General features: G+C 71.2%; 13 protein-coding genes, 2 pseudogenes and 1 riboswitch. Of the genes and pseudogenes, 10 read left to right on the forward strand and 5 right to left on the reverse strand.

The features are described from left to right. Positions 1-160 precede the first annotated feature (160 nt). Positions 161-1138, reverse strand: a complete 978-nt coding sequence (locus JYK17_RS02995) for a lysylphosphatidylglycerol synthase transmembrane domain-containing protein (RefSeq protein WP_222809702.1) — start codon at positions 1136-1138, stop codon at positions 161-163. A 177-nt stretch (positions 1139-1315) separates the two neighbouring features. Between JYK17_RS02995 and JYK17_RS03000 the strand changes: the two genes are divergently transcribed. Together JYK17_RS03000 and JYK17_RS03005 are read left to right on the forward strand one after the other, a co-directional pair. Further along, entirely contained in the window at positions 1316-3217 is a 1902-nt protein-coding gene (locus tag JYK17_RS03000) for an ABC transporter ATP-binding protein (RefSeq protein WP_181362469.1), read from the forward strand. 223 nt (positions 3218-3440) lie between these two features. After that, complete coding sequence (locus JYK17_RS03005; RefSeq protein ID WP_108012224.1) at positions 3441-4892, forward strand: MFS transporter; 1452 nt, start codon at positions 3441-3443, stop codon at positions 4890-4892. Here the strand turns inward: JYK17_RS03005 and JYK17_RS03010 are convergent. Together JYK17_RS03010 and metE are read right to left on the reverse strand one after the other, a co-directional pair. Continuing rightward, positions 4889-5929 carry an Lrp/AsnC family transcriptional regulator gene (locus tag JYK17_RS03010; RefSeq protein WP_128801256.1) on the reverse strand — a complete coding sequence of 347 codons (1041 nt, stop codon included), beginning with the start codon at positions 5927-5929 and terminating at the stop codon, positions 4889-4891. The two genes, JYK17_RS03005 and JYK17_RS03010, sit on opposite strands and share 4 nt — an antisense overlap. Before the next feature lie 66 nt (positions 5930-5995). Next, positions 5996-8314 (reverse strand): 5-methyltetrahydropteroyltriglutamate--homocysteine S-methyltransferase, encoded by a 2319-nt coding sequence (gene metE / locus JYK17_RS03015; protein ID WP_222809703.1) that lies wholly within the window; start codon positions 8312-8314, stop codon positions 5996-5998. Between the two features lie 165 nt (positions 8315-8479). Next, a riboswitch (cobalamin riboswitch) is annotated at positions 8480-8700 on the reverse strand. 156 nt (positions 8701-8856) lie between these two features. Here metE and panD point away from each other — a divergent pair. Both panD and JYK17_RS03025 read left to right on the forward strand, forming a co-directional pair. Next, complete coding sequence (gene panD, locus JYK17_RS03020) at positions 8857-9276, forward strand: aspartate 1-decarboxylase (RefSeq protein ID WP_108012227.1); 420 nt, start codon at positions 8857-8859, stop codon at positions 9274-9276. A gap of 31 nt (positions 9277-9307) precedes the next feature. Next, positions 9308-9661, forward strand: a complete 354-nt coding sequence (locus JYK17_RS03025; protein WP_108012228.1) for a GNAT family N-acetyltransferase — start codon at positions 9308-9310, stop codon at positions 9659-9661. A gap of 526 nt (positions 9662-10187) precedes the next feature. Here the strand turns inward: JYK17_RS03025 and gnd are convergent. After that, complete coding sequence (gnd, locus tag JYK17_RS03030; RefSeq protein WP_128801254.1) at positions 10188-11627, reverse strand: NADP-dependent phosphogluconate dehydrogenase; 1440 nt, start codon at positions 11625-11627, stop codon at positions 10188-10190. Between the two features lie 363 nt (positions 11628-11990). Between gnd and JYK17_RS41130 the strand changes: the two are divergent. Next, positions 11991-12197 (forward strand): annotated as a pseudogene (locus tag JYK17_RS41130) (transglycosylase family protein); the annotation flags it as partial. 231 nt (positions 12198-12428) lie between these two features. Continuing rightward, a pseudogene (locus JYK17_RS41135) lies at positions 12429-13166 on the forward strand (M23 family metallopeptidase); the annotation flags it as partial. Here JYK17_RS41135 and JYK17_RS03040 read toward each other — a convergent pair. Continuing rightward, positions 13156-14478 (reverse strand): DMT family transporter, encoded by a 1323-nt coding sequence (locus tag JYK17_RS03040; RefSeq protein ID WP_222809704.1) that lies wholly within the window; start codon positions 14476-14478, stop codon positions 13156-13158. The pseudogene JYK17_RS41135 and the gene JYK17_RS03040 sit on opposite strands and share 11 nt — an antisense overlap. 210 nt (positions 14479-14688) lie before the next feature. Between JYK17_RS03040 and JYK17_RS03045 the strand changes: the two genes are divergently transcribed. The 4 genes from JYK17_RS03045 to JYK17_RS03060 all read left to right on the forward strand — a co-directional run bounded on the left by JYK17_RS03045 (position 14689) and on the right by JYK17_RS03060 (position 20433). Then, positions 14689-15423, forward strand: a complete 735-nt coding sequence (locus JYK17_RS03045) for an IucA/IucC family C-terminal-domain containing protein (protein ID WP_222809705.1) — start codon at positions 14689-14691, stop codon at positions 15421-15423. 38 nt (positions 15424-15461) lie between these two features. Beyond that, positions 15462-16613, forward strand: a complete 1152-nt coding sequence (gene glgA, locus JYK17_RS03050; protein ID WP_222809706.1) for a glycogen synthase — start codon at positions 15462-15464, stop codon at positions 16611-16613. 109 nt (positions 16614-16722) lie between these two features. After that, the gene (gene glgC / locus JYK17_RS03055; RefSeq protein WP_108012234.1) at positions 16723-17943 is read left to right on the forward strand and encodes a glucose-1-phosphate adenylyltransferase; all 1221 of its coding nucleotides are present in this window, start codon (positions 16723-16725) and stop codon (positions 17941-17943) included. Between the two features lie 195 nt (positions 17944-18138). After that, positions 18139-20433 (forward strand): GH92 family glycosyl hydrolase, encoded by a 2295-nt coding sequence (locus tag JYK17_RS03060; RefSeq protein ID WP_222809764.1) that lies wholly within the window; start codon positions 18139-18141, stop codon positions 20431-20433. Positions 20434-20439 lie beyond the last annotated feature (6 nt).

Here is a 20439-nt window from a genome sequence, read left to right on the forward strand (position 1 = left end):
TGGCGCCGCCCGCCTGGCGCCGCCCGCCTGGCGCCGCCCCCCGGCGCACTGCCCGCCCAGCTCAGGGCCGCCCGGGGCTCAGCGCCCGCCGAGCTCAACGCCAGCCCAGGTCAAGCGCGCGCCCAGCGCAACGCCCACCCAGCTCAACACCCCCACCCCCTCAAATAACCTTCAACCGCACCAGCGCCCCCAACGTCACCGCCCCCGGCACCAGCGGCAGCCACACCGTGATGATCCGATAGGTGAGCACCACGGCCGTCGCCAAGGCAGCCGGCGCTCCCGCCGCCACCAGTGCCACGATCAGCGCCGCCTCCACCGAGCCGATCCCGCCCGGTGTCGGCACCACCGCGACCGCGACCGTTGCCGCCAGATAGGCGACCGCCATGTGCACGGGCGGTACGGGCAGCCCCAGCGACAGGCCGACCAGGACCAGCCCGGCCGCCTGTAGTGCGGGGAAGGCGAACGAACCGCCCCACAGCGCGAGCGCCCGGGACGGGTGGGTGTGCACCGAGCGCAGCTCGCCCAGGGCCGTGCGCAGGAAGGACAGTGCGGCCGTCCGCACCCGCCGTACGAGGGACAGAAGCACCACCGCCACGGCCACGGCCGAGACGGCCGCCAGCAGCAGCGGACCCACCGAGCCGGGCGGCAGCAGGCTGCCGAAGCTCAGGGCGTCGGGGAAGGCGAGCAGGAGGGCGATCAAGAGGGTCACCCGGGTGACCGATTCCGCCAGCAGATACAGCGCCAGCGCCGCCGAGGAGCGCGCGAGCGGAACTCCGCACACCGTCATGAAGCGCAGATTGACCGCCCCCGCACCGAGTCCCGTCGGCAGCAGATGATTGGCCGAGCCCGCCGCGAACTGGGTGGCGAGCAGCCGCCGCCTGGGCAGCCGGTCGACGACCGCACCCTGCCGGGTGAAGGCAGCGGCCACCCAGCTCAGACAGGTGGCACCGACCGCCGCGAGCAGCCACGGCCACTCGGCCGCCCGCAGCTGCCCGAAGCCCTCGGCGAGGACCGACCGGTGCTGCACGGCGACGACGGCGACCAGCAGGAGCGGAACCAGGCACAGGACCTGACGGACCGGGACGCGACGGGGGAACCGTCCCGGCGGGGGGCCTTGGGGGAATTGAACCGCAGTCACATCTGGAGAGGGTTTCCGCACCGCGACAACTGCGGGTTGCGGAATCGCGGACAGCGTCTTACGTACGGGAAGCGGGTGGGGAGGCAGAGGCATGGGGTCCTTCGCGCGGGGGACGGAGCGGCGGGAGAAAGTGTTGACCTCAACAACGCTCGAGGTTCTAGGTTCTCTCCCATGAGCATGGAGACCACAGCGTGGACACAGCTGCACAGTGTCATGACCGCCCAGCAGCAACGGCATCCTGTGGCGCGCGCCACGCTCCGCCGTATCGCCTCCTTCGCCCGCCCGCACCGCGCCCGAATGGCGCAGTTCGTGCTGCTCGGGGTGGCGACGGCACTGCTCGCCGTCGCCACCCCCGTACTGGCCGGGCGCGTCGTCAACGCGATCGTGTCGGGCGACGACGAGGGCAGGGTCGTACGCCTCGCCCTGCTCATCGCGCTGATCGCGGTCGTGGAAGCGGCCCTCGGCATCCTCGGCAGAAGGCTTTCGGCGACGCTCGGCGAGGGACTCATCCTCGATCTGCGGACAGCCGTGTTCGATCATGTGCAGCGCATGCCGGTCGCGTTCTTCACACGCACACGTACGGGAGCGCTGGTCTCCCGACTCAACAACGACGTCATCGGCGCCCAGCGTGCCTTCAGCAACACCCTGTCCGGAGTCGTCACCAACCTGGTCACCCTGGTGCTCACGCTCGCCGTGATGCTCACCCTCTCCTGGCAGATCACCCTGCTCGCGCTGGCGCTGCTCCCGGTGTTCGTGGTGCCCGCGCGGCGCATGGGCAGTCGGATGGCCCGTATGCAGCGTGAGGCGGCCGAGCTGAACGCGTCGATGGGCACCCGGATGACCGAGCGGTTCTCCGCGCCGGGAGCCACCCTGGTCAAGCTGTTCGGGCGGCCCGAGGAGGAGTCGGCGGAGTTCGCGGCGCGCGCCCGCCGGGTCGCCGAGATCGGCGTGCGGACAGCCACCGCCCAGTCGGTGTTCATCACCGCCCTGACCCTGGTCTCCTCACTCGCCCTCGCCCTGGTCTACGGCCTAGGCGGCTGGTTCGCCCTGCGCGGCAGCCTGGAGCCGGGCGCGGTGGTGTCGCTGGCGCTGCTGCTGACCCGTATGTACGCCCCGCTCACCTCGCTGGCCGGCGCCCGGGTCGAGGTGATGAGCGCCCTGGTCAGCTTCGAGCGGGTCTTCGAGGTGCTCGACCTCAAGCCCCTGATCGAGCAGAAACCCGACGCCCGCGCCGTGCCGGACGGCCCGGTCCGCGTCGAGTTCGACGACGTCCGCTTCGGCTACCCGTCCGCCGACAAGGTCTCCCTCGCCTCCTTGGAGGAGGTCGCCTCCCTCGACACCCGCGGCGGCGCCGAGGTCCTGCACGGCATCTCCTTCCGCGCCGAACCGGGCCGGACGGTCGCCCTCGTCGGCTCCTCCGGCGCGGGCAAGTCGACCATCGCGCAACTCCTGCCGCGCCTGTACGACGTGGACGAGGGCGCCGTACGCATCGGCGGGATCGACGTCCGCGACCTCACGGCCGACTCGCTGCGGGCCACCCTCGGCATGGTCACCCAGGACGGCCACCTGTTCCACGACACGGTCCGCGCCAACCTGCTGCTGGCCGCCCCCACCGCCACCGAGGACGAACTGTGGGACGCGCTGCGCCGCTCCCGCCTCGACGATCTCGTACGGTCCCTGCCGGACGGCCTGGAGACGGTGGTCGGCGAGCGCGGCTACCGCCTCTCCGGCGGCGAACGCCAGCGCATGACCATCGCCCGCCTGCTGCTGGCCCGCCAGCGCGTCGTCATCCTCGACGAGGCCACCGCCCACCTCGACAACACCTCGGAGGCCGCGGTCCAGGAAGCCCTCGCCGAGGCCCTGGAGGGCCGCACCGCGGTCGTCATCGCCCACCGGCTGTCCACCGTACGGGCGGCGGACCAGATCCTGGTGATCGAGGCGGGGCTGGTGGTCGAACGGGGGACACACGACGAACTCCTGGCCGCAGGCGGCCGGTACGCCGAGCTGTACCGGACGCAGTTCGAGGAACGGGCGGAGGGGCCGACGCAGCTCGAATCCGCGGGGGAGCCCGCGGCGTAGGGCCGGGGAGGGGTGCGCGTCGGGGAGGCCGTGGGTGGGCGCCCACCTCATGCGGGTGTGGGAAAACGCCACCGGAGGCGGTACCGATGGAAGGAATCCGCAATCTTCCGGGTCTGGCTGGAGCACCCCGTTCGCCCGCCTCCACGCTGAGTCGTGATCGGCTCCGGCGCCTCGCTCGACGGGGCCGGGCCGCTCGTGTCGACAACGCGGAGAGGAACCCCCGATGACTGCTGAGAGTGTGCTGACGCCGCCTCATACGGCGTACCGATGGCGGTGGTTGGCGCTCACCGCCCTGCTGCTCGGTGAGGCGATGAATCTGCTGGACGCGACCATCGTGCAGGTCGCCGCACCGAAGATCCAGGCCGATCTGGGCGGCTCGGTGTCCGACATCCAGTGGTTCACCACCGCGTACACCCTGCCGTTCGCGGTGCTGTTGATCACCGGCGGCCGGTTGGGTGACATCGCCGGCCGCAAGCGGCTGTTCGTGATCGGGGTGACCGGCTTCATGGTCGCGTCCGCCGCCTGCGCCGTGGCGCCCTCGGTGGGGCTGCTGATCACCTTCCGGGTGGTTCAGGGAGCCGCGGCGGCCGTGATCATCCCGCAGACCATCGGGCTGATCAAGACGATGTTCTCCGGGCCCGAAATGTCCAAGGCCCTGGGCAGCATCGGTCCGGTGATGGGCCTCGCCGCCGTCTGCGGACCGGTGCTCGGCGGTGTGCTCACCCACGCCGACCTGTTCGGCTCCTCCTGGCGCGCGGCGTTCCTGGTCAACGTCCCCGTGTCGCTGGTCGTCCTGGCGATCTCGCCGAAGCTGATGGAGAACCGCGCCCCCAAGCGACCCACCCTCGACGTGACCGGGACGTTGCTGGTTACGGCCGGCATCGGGCTCGTCGTCCACCCGCTGATCGGCGCCGATCTGAGCGCCCTGTCGAGGTGGAGCTGGGCGGTGATCGTGGCGGGCTTGTGCCTGATGGCGGTCTTCGCGGTGCATCAGCGTGCGGTGGCGGCCGCCGGGCGCAGCCCGCTGGTGGAGCCGAGCCTGTTCGCGCACCGCGGCTTCCCGGCCGCCCTGGTGACGTCGACGTCCTTCTTCGCCGTCACCAACGGTCTGATGATGGTCATCGTCCTTCAGCTGCAACTGGGGCTGGGCACCGACGTGTTGAAGGCGGGTCTGACCCTCGCTCCGTGGTCGGTGGGCCTGGCCGTCGCCTCCTGGATGGCCGGTGCGCATCTGATCAAGCGATACGGCCACCGCATGATGTCCCTCGGGCTGTCCGTTCTGCTGATCGGTGCGCTCGCGGCGATCGCCGTCTACCACGCGGCGGACCCGCAGACGTACCCGACGCCCCTGCTGTTCGCGCTCGGAGTCGTCGGACTCGGGGTCGGCCTGTTCAGCCCGGCGTTCTTCACCATCGCTCTCAAGCCGCTGCAGCCGCAGGAGATCGGCTCGGCCGCGGGTCTGCTGAACGCCGTCCAGCAGTTGGGCGCCACGCTGGGAGTGGCGGTCCTCGGCAGCGTCTACCTGGGCAGCGCCGGGTCCGGCGGCGCACCGGCCGCACTGCACGCCGTCCAGCTCGCCTTCTGGGTCGCCGTGGCACTGGTCGTGGTCAGCTTCGCGACCAGCCGCATGATGACCGACAAGAGCGCTCCGGCCGACGCGGCAGAACGACGCTAGTCCGGACGTCTTCTCGCAAGCGGCGGCCTCCTGGGCGCGGGCATACTGGTACGGGCCAGATCCGTGAGGATGGGGCTGGCCGCCTTGAGGTTCTGCAGGACCGGGCTGGTCTCGAGGGCGTGGACGGCGTCCAGGGAGCCCAGCCGCCGGACAAGGTAGTGGTGCAGGTCGGCGGGGTCGCGGCACAAGGCCTGTGCCACCAGGTTGCTGGGGCCCGTGGTCGCGGCGACATAGGCCAGTTCGTCGTGGTCGGCCAGTGTCGTGGCCACGTCCTCCAGATGGGCCGGGCGCACCGACATCCACAGCAGTGCCCTGGTGTTGGCGCCGAAGTGACCCGCGTCGACCTCGACATCGAAGAAGACGGCGCCTCCCGCCCGCAGATCCGCGAGCCGGCGCGCCACGGTGACCGGGGACCAGCCGGTCGCCCGGGCCAGCTCGGCGTGGGTGGCCCGCCCGTCCTTCTGCAGGGCGACCAGCAAGTCGGCGTCACCTTCGGTGAGATGGCGCGGGACAGGCATGTAGGAGGTGTCGGCCGACTCGTGCTCGCGCAGGAACCGCTGCTGCTCCTCGTCGAGTGTGTCGGCGCTGCGGCGCCAGTTCGTCGGACCGCCGAGGTAGGTGTGCAGAACGCAGTGCGCGGACACCGCGGTGATGTTGGCGGTGCGCGGAATGTCGTGCAGCAGCAGGGAGTTGCCGTTGCCCGCGCCGGTGTCGGTCGGCGTGTGGATGATCGCGACGATCTCGGTGCCGCCGGAGGTGAGTTTCACCCACGAGGTGTCATGCCGCCGCACCAGCGCGTAGGCCAGGTCCTGTGCGGAACCCGCCGCCGCGGTGAGCCGCACGAGCCACTGCGTCCGTCCCGCCCGATGGGGGTCCGGCAGCCCCACGACCCGTAAGGACGCCTCGTTACGCAGGCGGCGGTAGCGGCGCGCGACGGTCTGCGGCGAGACGTCGAGGGCGGCGGCGACCCGGCTGAAAGGCGCGCGGCCGTCGATGTGCAGCGCGTGGATCAGGGCACGGTCCAGGTCGTCCAGCATGCACACATCCTTCAGTGCTGTCGGGGGTCGGGGCGACAAGGCGCCCCGGCCCCCGGATCGTGCGGGTCAGGACCCGGACAGCTCGCCGCGCACGGTGCGGGCGGCGGCGACCAGGTTCTCCAGTGAGGCGCGGGTCTCGGGCCAGGCGCGGGTCTTCAGCCCGCAGTCGGGGTTGACCCACAGCCGCCCGGCCGGGATGGCCCGCAGGCCGGTGCGGAGCAGGTCGGCGGCCTCCTCGGCGCTGGGAACACGCGGGGAGTGGATGTCGTAGACGCCGGGTCCTGCTTCGCGCGGGTAGCCGTGGGCGGCCAGTTCGCGGGCGACCTGCATGTGCGAGCGGGCGGCCTCCAGGCTGATGACGTCGGCGTCGAGGTCGTCGATGGCCTGGACGATGTCGCCGAACTCGGCGTAGCACATGTGGGTGTGGATCTGGGTGTCCGGCCGCACGCCACCGGTGCTCAGGCGGAACGCCTCGGTCGCCCAGGCCAGGTACGCCGGACGGTCGGCGGCCCGCAGTGGCAGGGTCTCGCGCAGGGCCGGTTCGTCGACCTGGATGACCGAAGTCCCGGCAGCCTCAAGGTCGTTCACCTCGTCGCGCAGGGCGAGGGCGACCTGGCGGGCGGTGTCGCCGAGCGGCTGGTCGTCGCGGACGAAGGACCAGGCGAGCATGGTGACCGGGCCCGTGAGCATGCCCTTGACCGGCCGGGAGGTGAGGGACTGGGCATACGTCGTCCAGCGCACCGTCATCGGCTCGGGCCGTGAGATGTCGCCGGCCAGGATCGGCGGACGGACGTAGCGGGTGCCGTAGGACTGGACCCAGCCGTGCTGCGTGGCCAGGTAGCCGGTGAGCTGTTCGGCGAAGTACTGGACCATGTCGTTGCGTTCGGGCTCGCCGTGCACCAGGACGTCGATGCCGGTCTTCTCCTGGAACGAGATGACCTCCTGGATCTCCGCCTTGATGCGCTCCTCGTACTCGGCGGTGTCGATGTGTCCGGCGCGCAAGTCGGCGCGTGCGGTGCGCAGTTCGCCGGTCTGCGGGAACGAGCCGACGGTCGTGGTCGGCAGCAGCGGCAGCCCGAGGTGCGCGCGCTGGGCTGCGGCGCGCTCGGCATAGGGCTGGGAGCGTCGGACATCGGCCTCGGTGACGGCGGCGGCGCGGGAGCGCACCGCCGGGTCGTGGGTGATGGGGGAACCGGTCCGGGAGGCCAAGTCGGCGCGGTTGGCGGCGAGTTCGGCGGCGATCGTGTCCGTGCCCTGGGCGAGGCCCTTGGCTAGCGTGACGACCTCGGCCGTCTTCTGCCGGGCGAAGGCGAGCCAACGCAGGATCTGCGGCTCGATGTCGCGCTCGGCGGCCGCGTCCAGCGGCACGTGGAGGAGGGAGCAGGAGGCGGCCACGTCGACCCGGTCGGCCAGCCCGAGCAGGGTGCCGAGGGTGGACAGGGACTTCGCCAGGTCGTTGACCCAGATGTTGCGGCCGTTGACGACACCTGCGACCAGCCGCTTGCCGGGCAGCCCGCCCGCCGCGGCCAGAGCCTGCAGGTTTCCGGCCGCGGACTCGGTGAAGTCGACGGCCAGTCCCTCGACCGGGGCCTTGGCCAGCACTGGCAGGGCGTCTCCGAGCCGGTCGAAGTACGAGGCGACGAGCAGCCTGGGCCGGTCGGTGAGGGCGCCGAGGTCACGGTAGGCGCGGGCGGTGGCGTTCAGCTCGGCCGGGGTGCGGTCCTGGACGAGGGCCGGCTCGTCCAACTGGACCCACTCGGCGCCCGCCGCCCGCAGGTCGGCCAGAATCTCCGCGTACACCGGCAGCAGCCGGTCCAACAGGGTGAGCGGTTCGAAGCCCGCGGCCACACCGGGCGCGGGCTTGGCGAGCAGCAGGTAGGTGACGGGGCCGACCAGGACCGGACGGGCGGTCAGGCCGAGGGTGAGGGCTTCCCTCAGCTCCGTGACCTGCTTGCCGGAGTCGGCGGTGAAGACGGTGCCGGGGCCCAACTCGGGGACCAGATAGTGGTAGTTGGTGTCGAACCACTTGGTCATCTCCAGGGGCGCGGTGTCCTGCGTACCGCGGGCCATGGCGAAGTAGCCGTCCAGGGCGTCGAGTTCAACTGCAGCTCGGTGGCGGTCGGGGATCGCGCCGAGCGCGACGGTGGTGTCGAGGACATGGTCGTAGTACGAGAAGTCACCGGTCGGAACCTCATGGATGCCGGCGTCGGCGAGCTGCCGCCAGTTCGCGCGACGCAGTTCGGCGGCGGTCGCACGGAGGGCGTCGGCGGTGACGTGGCCCTTCCAGTAGCCCTCGATCGCCTTCTTCAGTTCCCGGTTCGGGCCCTGGCGGGGGTAGCCGTACACGGTGGCCCGTGCTGCCGCGGCTGCGGGCTTGATGGTCACGGAGAACTCCTTCGCGAGATGGATCCCTGAGATCCCGGGACGGGACGAGAGCGCGAAGGGGTGGCGAACCGGACGGCACGCGTCGTGCGCGGCTGGGCACGGTCGTCCGCCTGGTATGTACGCCGACCCGCCCTCGAGGTCACCGGGATGTCCGCGCACGAGTGGTTCACACGCGGGCAGTTGGCAGGTCTTCGGACTCGCGGGCACGTCTCGTCGTACGAGACACCTACTGGCCGTCGCTTCCCAGGCCCGGTACCCGGACCCAGTGCGTGTGACGGCGGTCGTTCCCACTCACCGCTGCGGGGCAGTCCCGGATTCCCACCGGGTTCCCTCTTACGACGCCTCCCGCCTGGCGGACGGGGCGAACCAGCTGCACCGGCCACCTTACGGGGTCGTCGTGCCGGAGGGCAGTGCCTTGTGAACGCGTCGGGCGCGAAGCGATGTTCCTCACAACCATCGACTTCGACGTGTGCCCGTGTAGGCTGAAGAACGCCCTTGACCTGCACAAAGCAGGCAGGGAGCCGTCTTTTCAGGAGTCCAACATGCTGCGCACCATGTTCAAGTCCAAGATCCACCGCGCCACCGTCACCCAGGCCGACCTGCACTACGTGGGATCCGTGACGATCGACGCGGACCTGCTCGACGCCGCCGACCTGCTGCCCGGTGAGCTGGTGCACATCGTCGACATCACCAACGGCTCGCGTCTGGAGACGTACGTCATCGAGGGCGAGCGGGGCTCGGGCGTCATCGGGATCAACGGGGCCGCCGCCCATCTCGTCCACCCCGGCGACCTGGTGATCATCATCAGCTACGCCCAGGTGACCGACGCGGAGGCCAGGGCACTCGAACCCCGGGTCGTGCACGTGGACCGCGACAACCGCATCGTGGCGCTCGGCGCCGACCCGTCCGAGCCGGTGCCGGGCTCGGACCAGGAGCGCAGCCCGCAGGCCGTCCCGGCCTGATCAGCACCGACCCCGGACCAGGAGCGTGCCCATGAGCGACATCGAGATCCGCGACGACCGGACGGCGGGCCGCCTGGAGGCGACCGGCGACGGCATGGACGGCGAAGTCGTCGGCCACGTCGAGTACTTCGTCCTCGAATCGCCCGCGCGCGCCCTGGTCCCCGTCCACACCATCGTGGAGCCGGCCCACGAGGGAAAGGGCATCGCGGGCTCCCTCGCCCGTGAGCTGTACGCCATCGCAGACCGCGAGGGCATCGTCGTCGCCCCGCTGTGCCCCTACGTCGTCAAGTGGGCCCAGCGCCACCCCGACGAGGCACCCGCCGCCGACCCGGAACTGCTGCGGGCGGCGAAGCACTGGCTGGCGGAGCACCCGGGCCGGTTCTGAACGGCGGCAGCAGGCCCAACTGGCGGTGGCTGTCGTCCTACGGGCGGGTGAGTGCGGGGACGAGCGTCGGGTACGCGGGGGAGGTAGTCCAGAGCCGACGTCGACGACTCGCCGGAGGACACCATGACCGAACCGCAGCACCCGGACCCCGTCCCCCCGGGCCCCACACCCGGCCCGGACCCCCAGCCCCCCAACCCCTTCCCCTCCCCGGTCCCCACCCCGCAACCCCCTGGCCCGGAACCCACGCCACCAGCCCCCGGCCCGGAACCCACGCCACCACCCCAGCCCCCCTCACCACCGACGCCCACCCCGACCCCGGACCCCTCTCCGTCCCCGGTCCCACCCGGCCCGGAACCGGTCCCGAACCCGGAGCCGGGCCCGCCCCTGACCTAGCCGGCCCGAAAGCAAAAAGCGGTGGGCGGCGCAAAAACACCGCCCACCGCAACGCCCCTGAAAGGGGCGCGGGGAACTGCGCGATCAACCACAGAAAACCGTCACTCGCGCGACGACACAACCCCCCACCCCACTAGGCGGAAACCTCAGCCCGATCCCCACCCCACAACGTGTGGAACGCCCCGTCCTGGTCCACCCGCCGGTACGTGTGCGCCCCGAAGAAGTCCCGCTGCCCCTGCGTCAGCGCCGCAGGCAACCGCTCGGCACGCAGGGCGTCGTAGTACGCCAGAGCCGCGGCGAAGCCCGGCGTCGGCACACCCTGGCGGGTCGCCGCGACGAGCACCTCGCGCCAGTCGTCCTGCGCGTCCGCGATCTCGCGGGCGAAGGTCTCGTCCGACAGCAGGCTCGGCAGGTCGGCACGCGCGTCGTACGCGGCGCGGATGCGGTCGAGGAAGGCCGCGCGGATGATGCAGCCGCCGCGCCAGATCGCGGAGACCGCGCCGAGGTCGATGTCCCAGCCGTACTCCTCGCGGGCCGCCGCGATCTCGTGGAAGCCCTGGGTGTAGGACACGATCTTCGACGCGTACAGCGCCTGCTCGACGCGGTCCGCGAAGGCACCCGCCTCGGCCTCCGACAGCGCGGTCGCCTTGGGGCCGGCGAGGCCGCGGGAGGCCTCGCGCAGCTCCGCGTGGCCCGACAGGGAGCGTGCGAAGACCGCCTCCGCGATGCCGGAGACCGGAACACCGAGGTCCAGGGCGATCTGGACGGTCCAGCGGCCGGTGCCCTTCTGCTCGGCCTGGTCCACCACCACGTCCACGAAGGGCTTGCCCGTCGCGGCGTCCACGTGCGACAGCACCTCGGCGGTGATCTCGATCAGGTAGGAGTCGAGGCGGCCGGTGTTCCAGGTGCGGAAGATCTCCGCGATCTGCGCGGGGGAGTACCCCGCGACATCGCGCAGCAGCTGGTACGCCTCGCCGATCAGCTGCATGTCGGCGTACTCGATGCCGTTGTGGACCATCTTCACGAAGTGCCCGGCGCCGTCGGGACCGACGTGCGTCACACAGGGCGAGCCGTCCTTCGCCTTCGCCGAGATCTTCTCCAGCATCGGGCCGAGGGAGTCGTAGGACTCCTTGGGGCCGCCCGGCATGATGCTCGGCCCGTTCAGCGCGCCCTCCTCGCCGCCCGAGACGCCCATGCCGACGAAGTGGATGCCCTGCTCGCGCAGTTCGCGCTCCCGGCGCCGGGTGTCCGCGAAGTGCGCGTTGCCGCCGTCGATGATCATGTCGCCGGGCTCCAGGAGCGGCGCGAACTCGTGGATCACCGCATCGGTGGGCTCACCGGCCTTGACCATGATGACCAGGCGCCGCGGCCGCTCCAGCGCCGCCACGAACTCCTTGGCGGTCTCGGTCGCGATGAAGTCGCCCTCGTTCCCGAACTCCTCGACCAGGGCGTGGGTGCGCGCCGCCGTCCGGTTGTGCAGGGCGACCGTGTAGCCGTTGCGCGCGAAGTTGCGGGCGAGATTGCGGCCCATGACCGCGAGTCCCGTGACGCCGATCTGGGCTGAAGTGCTCATTCGGTTTGGCTCCTAAGGATCCGATATCGGTGCTGCCGGTCGTGCCCGCCAGTATCGCCCCACCGACCATCCTGACGTGCCGGTTCACCGGGCGCATGTCCGGGGTGCTGGACCTGCCGTACGCAGATACGCACGCCGGGCCCCACCCGCCTCAGCCGTCGTGCAACTCCCGTCTATTCCTGGTTGCTTGTGTTGAAAGGGCGGCCGATTGCCGTCTTGTCATGGCCTGTTCGCGGCGCTTACTTTTGGCCCTTCTGACGCATGTCGAGGGGGATCTCCATGGCCGTACGCGGCCGGCATCGCCGGTATCAGCCGAACAGGATCAACCGCGCCTCACTCACCGTCACCGCCGGCAGCGCAGGCATGGCGATCCCGCTGATCGGCACCGGAACCGCCCACGCGGCCGACGTGTCCACCTGGAACAAGGTCGCCGCCTGCGAGTCCACCAGCAACTGGAGCATCAACACCGGCAACGGCTTCTACGGCGGCCTGCAGTTCACCCAGTCCACCTGGGAGGCCTACGGCGGCACGAAGTACGCGGCCCGAGCGGATCTGGCCACCAAGGACCAGCAGATCGCCGTCGCGGAGAAGGTGCTGGACGGACAGGGGCCGCGCGCCTGGCCGGTGTGCTCGGTGAAGGCGGGGCTGACCCGGGGCGGCGACACCCCGGACATCCATCCCGCGGGCACCAGAAGCGGCACGTCCGGTTCCAAGTCGGGTTCCAAGTCCGGTGCGAAGTCCACGGAGGAGGCCGCCGCAAAGTCCGGCACCAAGTCCGGCATCAAGTCCGGCAGGAAGACCTCGGTGCACGACGTCCAGCCGCAGTCCACGCCCCAGTCCCGGGCGGGCACGGCCGAGATGTACACCGTGGTGCGCGGGGACAGCCTCTCCGAGATCGCCGAGACCGAGCATGTCAGGGGCGGCTGGCAGCGGCTGTACGCCGCGAACCGCAGGACCGTCGGGGCGGACCCGGACCTGATCCTGCCGGGTCAGCGGCTGAACCTGCAGGGCAAGGCCCCCGCCACGCACACCGCCCACACGAGCGGCACGTCGGCCGAGTCACCGGCCAAGTCGTCGACGAAGAAGGCCTCTTCGGCCACCGAGGAGAAGGTCGGCCGGCACACCGCCGGCAGCCACTCGCTCGTCGCCCCGGTCCCCGGCCCCATCGGCACCCCGTACCACCTGGCCGGCTCCTCCTGGTCGAAGGGCTACCACACGGGCGTCGACTTCCCCGTCGCCACCGGCACCACCGTCAAGGCGGTCGCGCCGGGCCGGGTGGTCTCCGCGGGCTGGGGCGGCGCCTACGGCTACCAGGTGGTGATCCGGCACGCCGACGGCCGCTACACCCAGTACGCCCATCTGTCGGCGATCTCCGTGAGGTCCGGGCAGTCCGTCGGCGGCGGGCAGCGCATAGGCCGCTCCGGTTCGACCGGCAACGCCACGGGCCCGCATCTGCACTTCGAGGTGCGGACCGGGCCCGGTTTTGGTTCCGACATCGACCCTGTCGCCTACCTCAGGGCCAAGGGCGTCAGGATCTGACGCGCACCCGGTGCCGGTCGATGTCCGGTGCCGGGACGTAGGAGCCGCCGTAGAAGGGGCCGTAGAAGCAGTAGCGGGCGGGGTCGGCCGAGGGTGCGTGGTCCTCGTCGTAGGCCACGGCCAGGACGGTGGGTCCCGCCTGGGCGGGGACCAGTGCCGCCTCGGGTGCGGGGGCCGCGGCCGCCTCGTCCCGGGCGGGGGCGAGCGCGTCCTCCCGGGCGGCGATGAGTGCGTCCTCCAGGGCAGGGGCGAGTGCGGCTTCCAGGGAGGGGACGGGCCCGTCCTGCCGGGCGGAGACGAGTGCCTCCTCGGTGGCCGCGGTGCGGGTCTCCTCGCCACCGAGCACGACCGCCTCCGGCTGCTCCGGTCGCTCCGGCTGCTCCGGGATCGTGGCCAGCAGGTCCCCGACCAGGCCTTCCCCGCTCAGGTCCCCGACAGGCGCCGGCCCGGTGACGGGCTCCTCCGTCGCGGCCGGGGAGGCGGCGTGCGCGATGCGCTCCGTCGTCAGCAGGATCAGGCCGCCCGCCGCGACCACGCCGCAGCTGAGCGCGAGCGCGGTGCCCGTGGAGCCGTAGCGGAAGATCTCGCCGAACATCGTGATGCCGACCGCGGCCGCGACCACCGGGTTCACCACGGTCAGTGTGGCCAGCGGGGCGGCGAGTCCCGCGCCCCGGTAGGAGGCCTGGGACAGCAGCATTCCGGCGGTGGCGAAGACGCCGATCACGGCCAGGAAGGGGAGGTCCGAGGCGGCGACGCCGCCGGTCCAGTCGACGGCGACGGTCTTGGTGAACACCGAGGACATGCCGAAGGCGATACCGGACGCGGTCGCGAGCAGCATGCTGCGCACGGCCGGGTGCCGGTGGGCGGCGCGGCCCGCGATCATCAGCGCGACGACCACACCGCCGGAGATCACGGCCACGGCGATCCGCTGGGTCGTGGACAGCGACTGCGACTCGGAGGAGCCGACGAGCGAGAGCAGACCGGCCAGGCCCACGGTCGCCATGATCGCGCCCCGCCAGGCGGTCGCACCGGCCTTGCGGCCCACGAACAGCGCCGCCATCGGCAGCGCGAACACGATCGTCAGCGCGCCGAGCGGCTGCACCAGGCTGAGCGGGCCGTAGGCCAGCGCCACCACGTGCAGCAGCCCGCCCAGGCCGTTCAGCGCCACCGCGGCCCACCAGGTCGGGCGGCGCAGCGGCGCGAACTGCTCGCCGGGGGAGGACACCGCCACCTGCTCCTGCACGATCGCTCCGGCGGCGTAGGCGACGGCGGAGACGAGCGAGAGGAGTACGGACAACGCGAGGGCACTCATGAGCTGCTCCTCTGCGTGTGACGGGGGCGGTCGGCCCGGTGCGACGAACGGTTCGCCTTCATGACCAACACGATGCCGTGTCGATCTCTTCCCGTCGTCGTCCCTGAGCAGGCAATGGGTCCTACTACCGATGGAGTACGAATCGGGCGCCGTCCTCCCCAGGGTGGGCGACACCGGGTGCAGGGCCCCCAGTGGAAACCCTTAGGGCCCTTGGTATTACTGCTCTTCGTGGACCTCGACCCCGATCTCGCAGCCCTCGCGCCGCTCGGCGGCTTCTTCGTACTGCGCACGGGCCGGGCGCCGCACGAACCACCGCCGACGCTCGCCCAGGCGTATGAAAACCGGCCGTCGGAGGTTTACGGAGACATCGTAACTTTCCGCGTCGAAAAGGTCGCGTCAATTCTGCGCGCTCCCGAGGCGCGAATCGCGGCCTCGATCGCCCAACAGGGGCTGGCGGCACGGCTGTGGTCGGTGATGCTCGGCTGCGCGGACCGCTACGGCCGCGTCCCCGACCTCGACCCCGAACTGCTGCACTGGGACCCCGGCGCCGCCGCCCCCGACGACCTGTGGCTGTCCGAGGTACGCCCGCTGCCCGCGGACCCCGGGACGGTCGCGGACGTCGTCCTGCACGGACACCTCGAACCGCTGGCGGCGGCCCTGCGGACGCACCACCGGATCGCGCCCGGGCTGCTGTGGGGCAACGCGGCGTCGGCCCTCGCGGGAGCGGCCCGCGTGCTGGGCGCCTCGGCCCGCACCCGCGCCCTCACCGCCGCCCTGCTCGCCCACCCCCTCCTGGCGGGCACCGGCACCCTCACCGGCACCGCCTTCCGGCGCCGCAGCTGCTGCCTCTACTACCGCGTGCCCGGCGGACGGGTCTGCGGCGACTGCTGCTTCGTGCGGCCGCCGTGCTCCTCCGCCTCTTCCCCGCGCGACGCATCTGGGTGACCATGAGGGAACCGGTCGCCGACAGCTGGGGGTAGCGGGTGCGAGTGGGACTGCTGACCCGGGAGTACCCGCCGGACGTGTACGGCGGTGCGGGCGTCCATGTCGAGTTCCTCGCCCGGGAGTTGAGCTCCCTGGTCGACCTGGAGGTGCACAGCTGGGGGGAGGGCCGGGGTGCGGGTGTCGTACGCCACCGCCCGTGGGCCGCCCTCGACACCGCCAACGACGCACTGCGCACGTTCTCCGTCGACCTCGCGATGGCCGCCGGCCTGGAGGGCTGCGAGCTGGTGCACTCCCACACCTGGTACGCCAACCTCGCGGGCCATCTCGGCAAGCTGCTGCACGGCGTCCCGCATGTGATGACCGCCCACTCCCTGGAGCCGCTGCGCCCCTGGAAGGCCGAGCAGCTCGGCGGCGGGTACGCCCTCTCCGGCTGGGCCGAGCGCACCGCCGTCGAGGCCGCCGACGCGGTGATCGCCGTCTCCGGCGCCATGCGCGAGGACATCCTCGGCTGCTACCCGGCGCTCGATCCGGCCAGGGTCCACGTCGTGCACAACGGCATCGACACCACGCTGTACCGCCCGGACCACGGCACCGACGTCCTGCACCGCATCGGCATCGGCACCGAGCGCCCGTACGTCCTGTTCGTCGGTCGCATCACCCGGCAGAAGGGCGTGCCCCATCTGCTGCGCGCGGTGCGCGGCATCGACCCGGCGGCGCAGGTCGTGCTGTGTGCGGGAGCCCCCGACACCCCGGAGATCGACCGGGAGTTCCGCGAGCTGTACGAGGAGCTGAGCCGGGTCCGCGAGGGCGTGCACTGGATCCCCCAGATGCTGCCGCGCCCCGAGGTGATCCAGCTGCTGACCCACGCGGCCGTGTTCGTGTGCCCGTCGGTGTACGAGCCCCTCGGCATCGTCAATCTGGAGGCGATGGCCTGCGGGACGCCCGTCGTGGCCTCCCGGGTCGGCGGCATCCCCGAGGTCGTGGACGACGGCAGGACGGGGCTGCTGGTCGAGATGGACGACGCCTTCGAGGCATCCCTCGCGCGGGCGCTGGACACGGTGATCGGTGACCCGGAGACTGCGCGGCGGATGGGCGAGGCGGGCCGGGAGCGCGCGGTGGAGGAGTTCGGCTGGGACGCCGTCGCCCGTCGTACCGTCGGTGTTTACGAGAAGATCCTCAAGCGGGACTAGAAGCGGGAGTGGACAGGAAGGGCCGAAGAAAAGACGGCACCGCTTCGAACAGGCTTACACCGCCCTGGGCAGGGGCAAGCATGGATCAACCACGGTGAGGGGAGCGGCCATGCGTCGTGGCGGACCTTCGGTGCTCGGGATCGTCCTGGCGGGCGGAGAAGGCAAACGCCTGATGCCCCTGACGGCCGACCGGGCCAAACCAGCGGTCGTCTTCGGCGGTACGTACCGCCTGGTCGACTTCGTCCTGTCCAATCTCGTCAACGGCGACATCCTGCGCGTCTGCGTCCTGACGCAGTACAAGTCGCACTCGCTGGACCGGCACATCACCACCACCTGGCGGATGTCCAGCCTGCTCGGCAACTACGTCACCCCGGTCCCGGCGCAGCAGCGGCTCGGCCCGCGCTGGTACCTGGGCAGCGCCGACGCCATCCTGCAGTCTTTGAACCTGGTGTACGACGAGGCGCCCGAGTACGTCGCGGTGTTCGGCGCCGACCACGTGTACCGCATGGACCCCCGCCAGATGCTCGCCCAGCACATCGAGAGCGGGGCGGGCGTCACCGTCGCGGGCATCCGTGTCCCGCGCTCGGAGTCCTCGCAGTTCGGGGTGATCTCCCCGGGCTCGGACGGACTGTCGGTCGAGCGCTTCCTGGAGAAGCCCGCCGACCCGCCGGGCCTGGCGGACGACCCCGAGTGCGTCTTCGCCTCGATGGGCAACTACATCTTCACCACCAAGGCGCTGATCGAGGCGCTGCAGCGGGACGCCGAGGACGAGGACTCGGTGCACGACATGGGCGGCTCGATCCTGCCCCAGCTCACCGACCGCGGCGAGGCGCAGCTGTACGACTTCAGCGCCAACCACGTGCCCGGCGAGACCATCCGCGACCAGGGCTACTGGCGTGACGTGGGCACGATGGACGCGTACTACGACGCGCACATGGACCTGATCGCCGAGCGGCCGGCGTTCAACCTCTACAACCGCCAGTGGCCCGTGTACACCCACTCCAACCAGCTCTCCCCGGCCCGCTTCAACGCGGGCGGGATGGCGAGCGAGTCCATCATCAGCGCGGGCTGCCTGATCCGCGGCCAGGTCACGCGCTCCGTGCTTTCACCGGGTGTCGTGGTCGACCCCGGCGCGGTGGTGCAGGGCTCGATCCTGCACGACAACGTCCACATCGGCCGCGGGGCGGTGGTGCGCGGCGCGGTCCTGGACAAGAACGTCCAGGTGCCGCCGGGCGCGACGATCGGCGTCAACCCGGAGCGGGACGCGGAGCTCTACACCGTCTCCAAGGGCGGGGTCATCGCCCTGGGCAAGGGGCAAGTGGTGCCGTAGGCGGCGGGCCGTCACACGCGCGTGTGACGGCCTTCGCCCGCCCTTTTTGTCATGCCCCTGACCGTGTCGCCGAACCTTGTCATGTCCCTGGACGGGGACGCGGAATCCGTGTTGTCATGCCAACTGCTGTTTATGACAACGTTGTTATCGGGAGGATCCGTGCATTTCCCCCGTTCCAGACACCGGCTGGCGCTGATGCTCGCCGCGCTGCTCGGCACGGTCGGCCTCACCGCCGTCCCGGCCACGGCGCACGCGGGCGGGCCGGGCGACACCCGGCTCACCGACCTGGTCAACCCGTTCATCGGCACCGAGAACGAGGGCAACACCTACCCCGGCGCCGCCGTGCCCTTCGGCATGGTGCAGTTCTCGCCGGACACCGGCCACAACACCGGCTACGACTACTCCCAGGACCACATCCGCGGCTTCTCCCTGGTCCATCTGTCCGGCGTCGGCTGCGGTCTCGGCGGAGACCTCCCGGTCCTGCCGACCACCGGTGACGTCACACAGACGGACTACGCGCAGTACGCCGCCGGCTTCAGCCACGACGACGAGCAGGCGAGCCCCGGCTACTACGAGGTCGGCCTCAAGACCGGCATCAAGGCCGAGCTGTCCGCCACCGCGCGCACCGGCGTGCAGCGCTACACCTTCCCGGCCACCGACAAGGCCAACGTCCTGCTGAACGCGGGCCAGTCGCTGCACTCCACGGTCTCCACCAAGGTCGAGATCCTGGACAGCCGCACCGTGCGCACCGCCATCACCGGGCGCGGCTTCTGCCAGGACACCAAGCCGTACACCGTCTACACGATCACCCGCTTCGACCGTCCCTTCACCGCCCACGGCACCTGGGACGGCTCGACGGTGACCCCGGGCTCGACGACGGGCTCCGGCGGTGCCTACGTCCGCTTCGACACCACCAAGGACCGCACCGTCGAGGCGACCACCGCGCTGTCGTACGTCGACGCGCGCGGCGCCGCCCTCAACCTCCGTGCCGAGGGCGGCCGTTCCTTCGACACCGTGCGCCACCGCGCCCAGCAGGCGTGGGAGGACCGGCTCGACGACGTGCGTGCCCAGGGCGGCAGCGACAGCCTGCGCCGGACCTTCTACTCGTCCCTGTACCGCTCGTTCCTCGCGCCCAACATCGGCAGTGACGTCGACGGCCGCTACACCGGCTGGGACCAGAAGATCCACCGCACCAAGGGCTTCACGTACTACCAGAACTGGTCCCTGTGGGACACCTACCGCACCCAGTCCCAGCTGCTGTCCCTGCTCGCGCCGCGCGAGGCCCGGGACATGGCGATCTCGGTGATCAAGATCTCCGAGGAGAGCGGCTGGCTGCCCAAGTGGGGCTACGGCACGGTCGAGACGAACATCATGACCGGCGACCCGGTCACCCCGTTCCTGACCAACGCCTACCAGCAGGGCCTGCTCAAGGGTTACGAGGAGCGGGCGTACAAGGCGCTGAAGCAGAACGCCGACGGGGTGCCGCCCGCCGACTCCCCGGCCGTGGGCCGGGAGGCGAACAAGGAGTACATCTCCGAGGGCTTCGCGCCGTACATCAAGGACCGCGCCCACGTGAAGCCCGGCGACTCGGACTACGACCACGGCGCCTCGGCGACCCTGGAGTACGCCCTGTCGGACGCGATGCTCGCGCAGATGGCCCGCGACCTCGGGCACGGCGCCGACGCCGCGCGCTACGCCGAGCGGGCCCAGAGCTACCGCCACATCTTCGACCCCTCCACCGGCTTCTTCCGCGCCCGTGACGCCTCCGGCGCCTTCACCGGCCCGGCCGACCCGGCGCAGAGCGAGGGCTTCCACGAGGGCACGTCCTGGCAGTACCAGTGGCTGGTGCCGCAGGACCTGCCCGGCATGGTCTCCCTGATCGGCGGCGAGCAGGCCGCGAACCAGCGGCTCGACTCGTTCTTCGCCTACGACCAGCTGCTGGCCGACCCGGCGAAGACGGCCCGCGAGGTGTGGGTCAACGGCCCGTACGACTACTACAACGCGGACAAATACAACCCGCAGAACGAGCCCGACCTGATCGCCCCGTACACCTATCTGTCGACCGGGCAGCCCTGGAAGACGACCGACGTCGTGCACGCGGCGCTGACCCTGTTCACCGACACCCCGACCGGCATGACCGGCAACGACGACCTCGGCACCATGTCCGCCTGGAACGTGCTGTCGTCGATCGGCGTCTTCCCGGTGCAGCCCGGCTACAACACCTGGGGCCTGTCCACACCGGTCTTCGACCGGGTCGACCTGACCCTGGACCGCCACTACTACCCGCACGGCGCCCTGACCATCACCGCGAAGGGCACCTCGGCCACCGACCGGTACATCCAGTCGGCCCGCACGGACGGAAAAACGTACGACCGGACGTACCTGACGACCGGTTCGCTGCGCTCCCTGCGCTCGCTGGCCTTCACGGTCGGCTCGCAGCCGTCTGAGTGGGGTACGTCACCGAAGGCGGCGCCACCTGCGCTGAAGTGACCTCAG

The sequence above is a fragment of the Streptomyces plumbidurans genome (genome assembly GCF_019857225.1).
Classification (GTDB): Bacteria; Actinomycetota; Actinomycetes; order Streptomycetales; family Streptomycetaceae; genus Streptomyces; species Streptomyces plumbidurans.

Coding starts and splice junctions, on each gene's coding strand:
- JYK17_RS03010 (WP_128801256.1), bottom strand. CDS start 5,929: ATGCTGGACGACCTGGACCGTGCCCTGATCCACGCGCTGCACATCGAC.
- JYK17_RS03040 (WP_222809704.1), bottom strand. CDS start 14,478: ATGAGTGCCCTCGCGTTGTCCGTACTCCTCTCGCTCGTCTCCGCCGTC.
- gnd (WP_128801254.1), bottom strand. CDS start 11,627: ATGAGCACTTCAGCCCAGATCGGCGTCACGGGACTCGCGGTCATGGGC.
- JYK17_RS03025 (WP_108012228.1), top strand. CDS start 9,308: ATGAGCGACATCGAGATCCGCGACGACCGGACGGCGGGCCGCCTGGAG.
- panD (WP_108012227.1), top strand. CDS start 8,857: ATGCTGCGCACCATGTTCAAGTCCAAGATCCACCGCGCCACCGTCACC.
- JYK17_RS03060 (WP_222809764.1), top strand. CDS start 18,139: ATGCTCGCCGCGCTGCTCGGCACGGTCGGCCTCACCGCCGTCCCGGCC.
- glgC (WP_108012234.1), top strand. CDS start 16,723: ATGCGTCGTGGCGGACCTTCGGTGCTCGGGATCGTCCTGGCGGGCGGA.
- JYK17_RS03000 (WP_181362469.1), top strand. CDS start 1,316: ATGGAGACCACAGCGTGGACACAGCTGCACAGTGTCATGACCGCCCAG.
- JYK17_RS03005 (WP_108012224.1), top strand. CDS start 3,441: ATGACTGCTGAGAGTGTGCTGACGCCGCCTCATACGGCGTACCGATGG.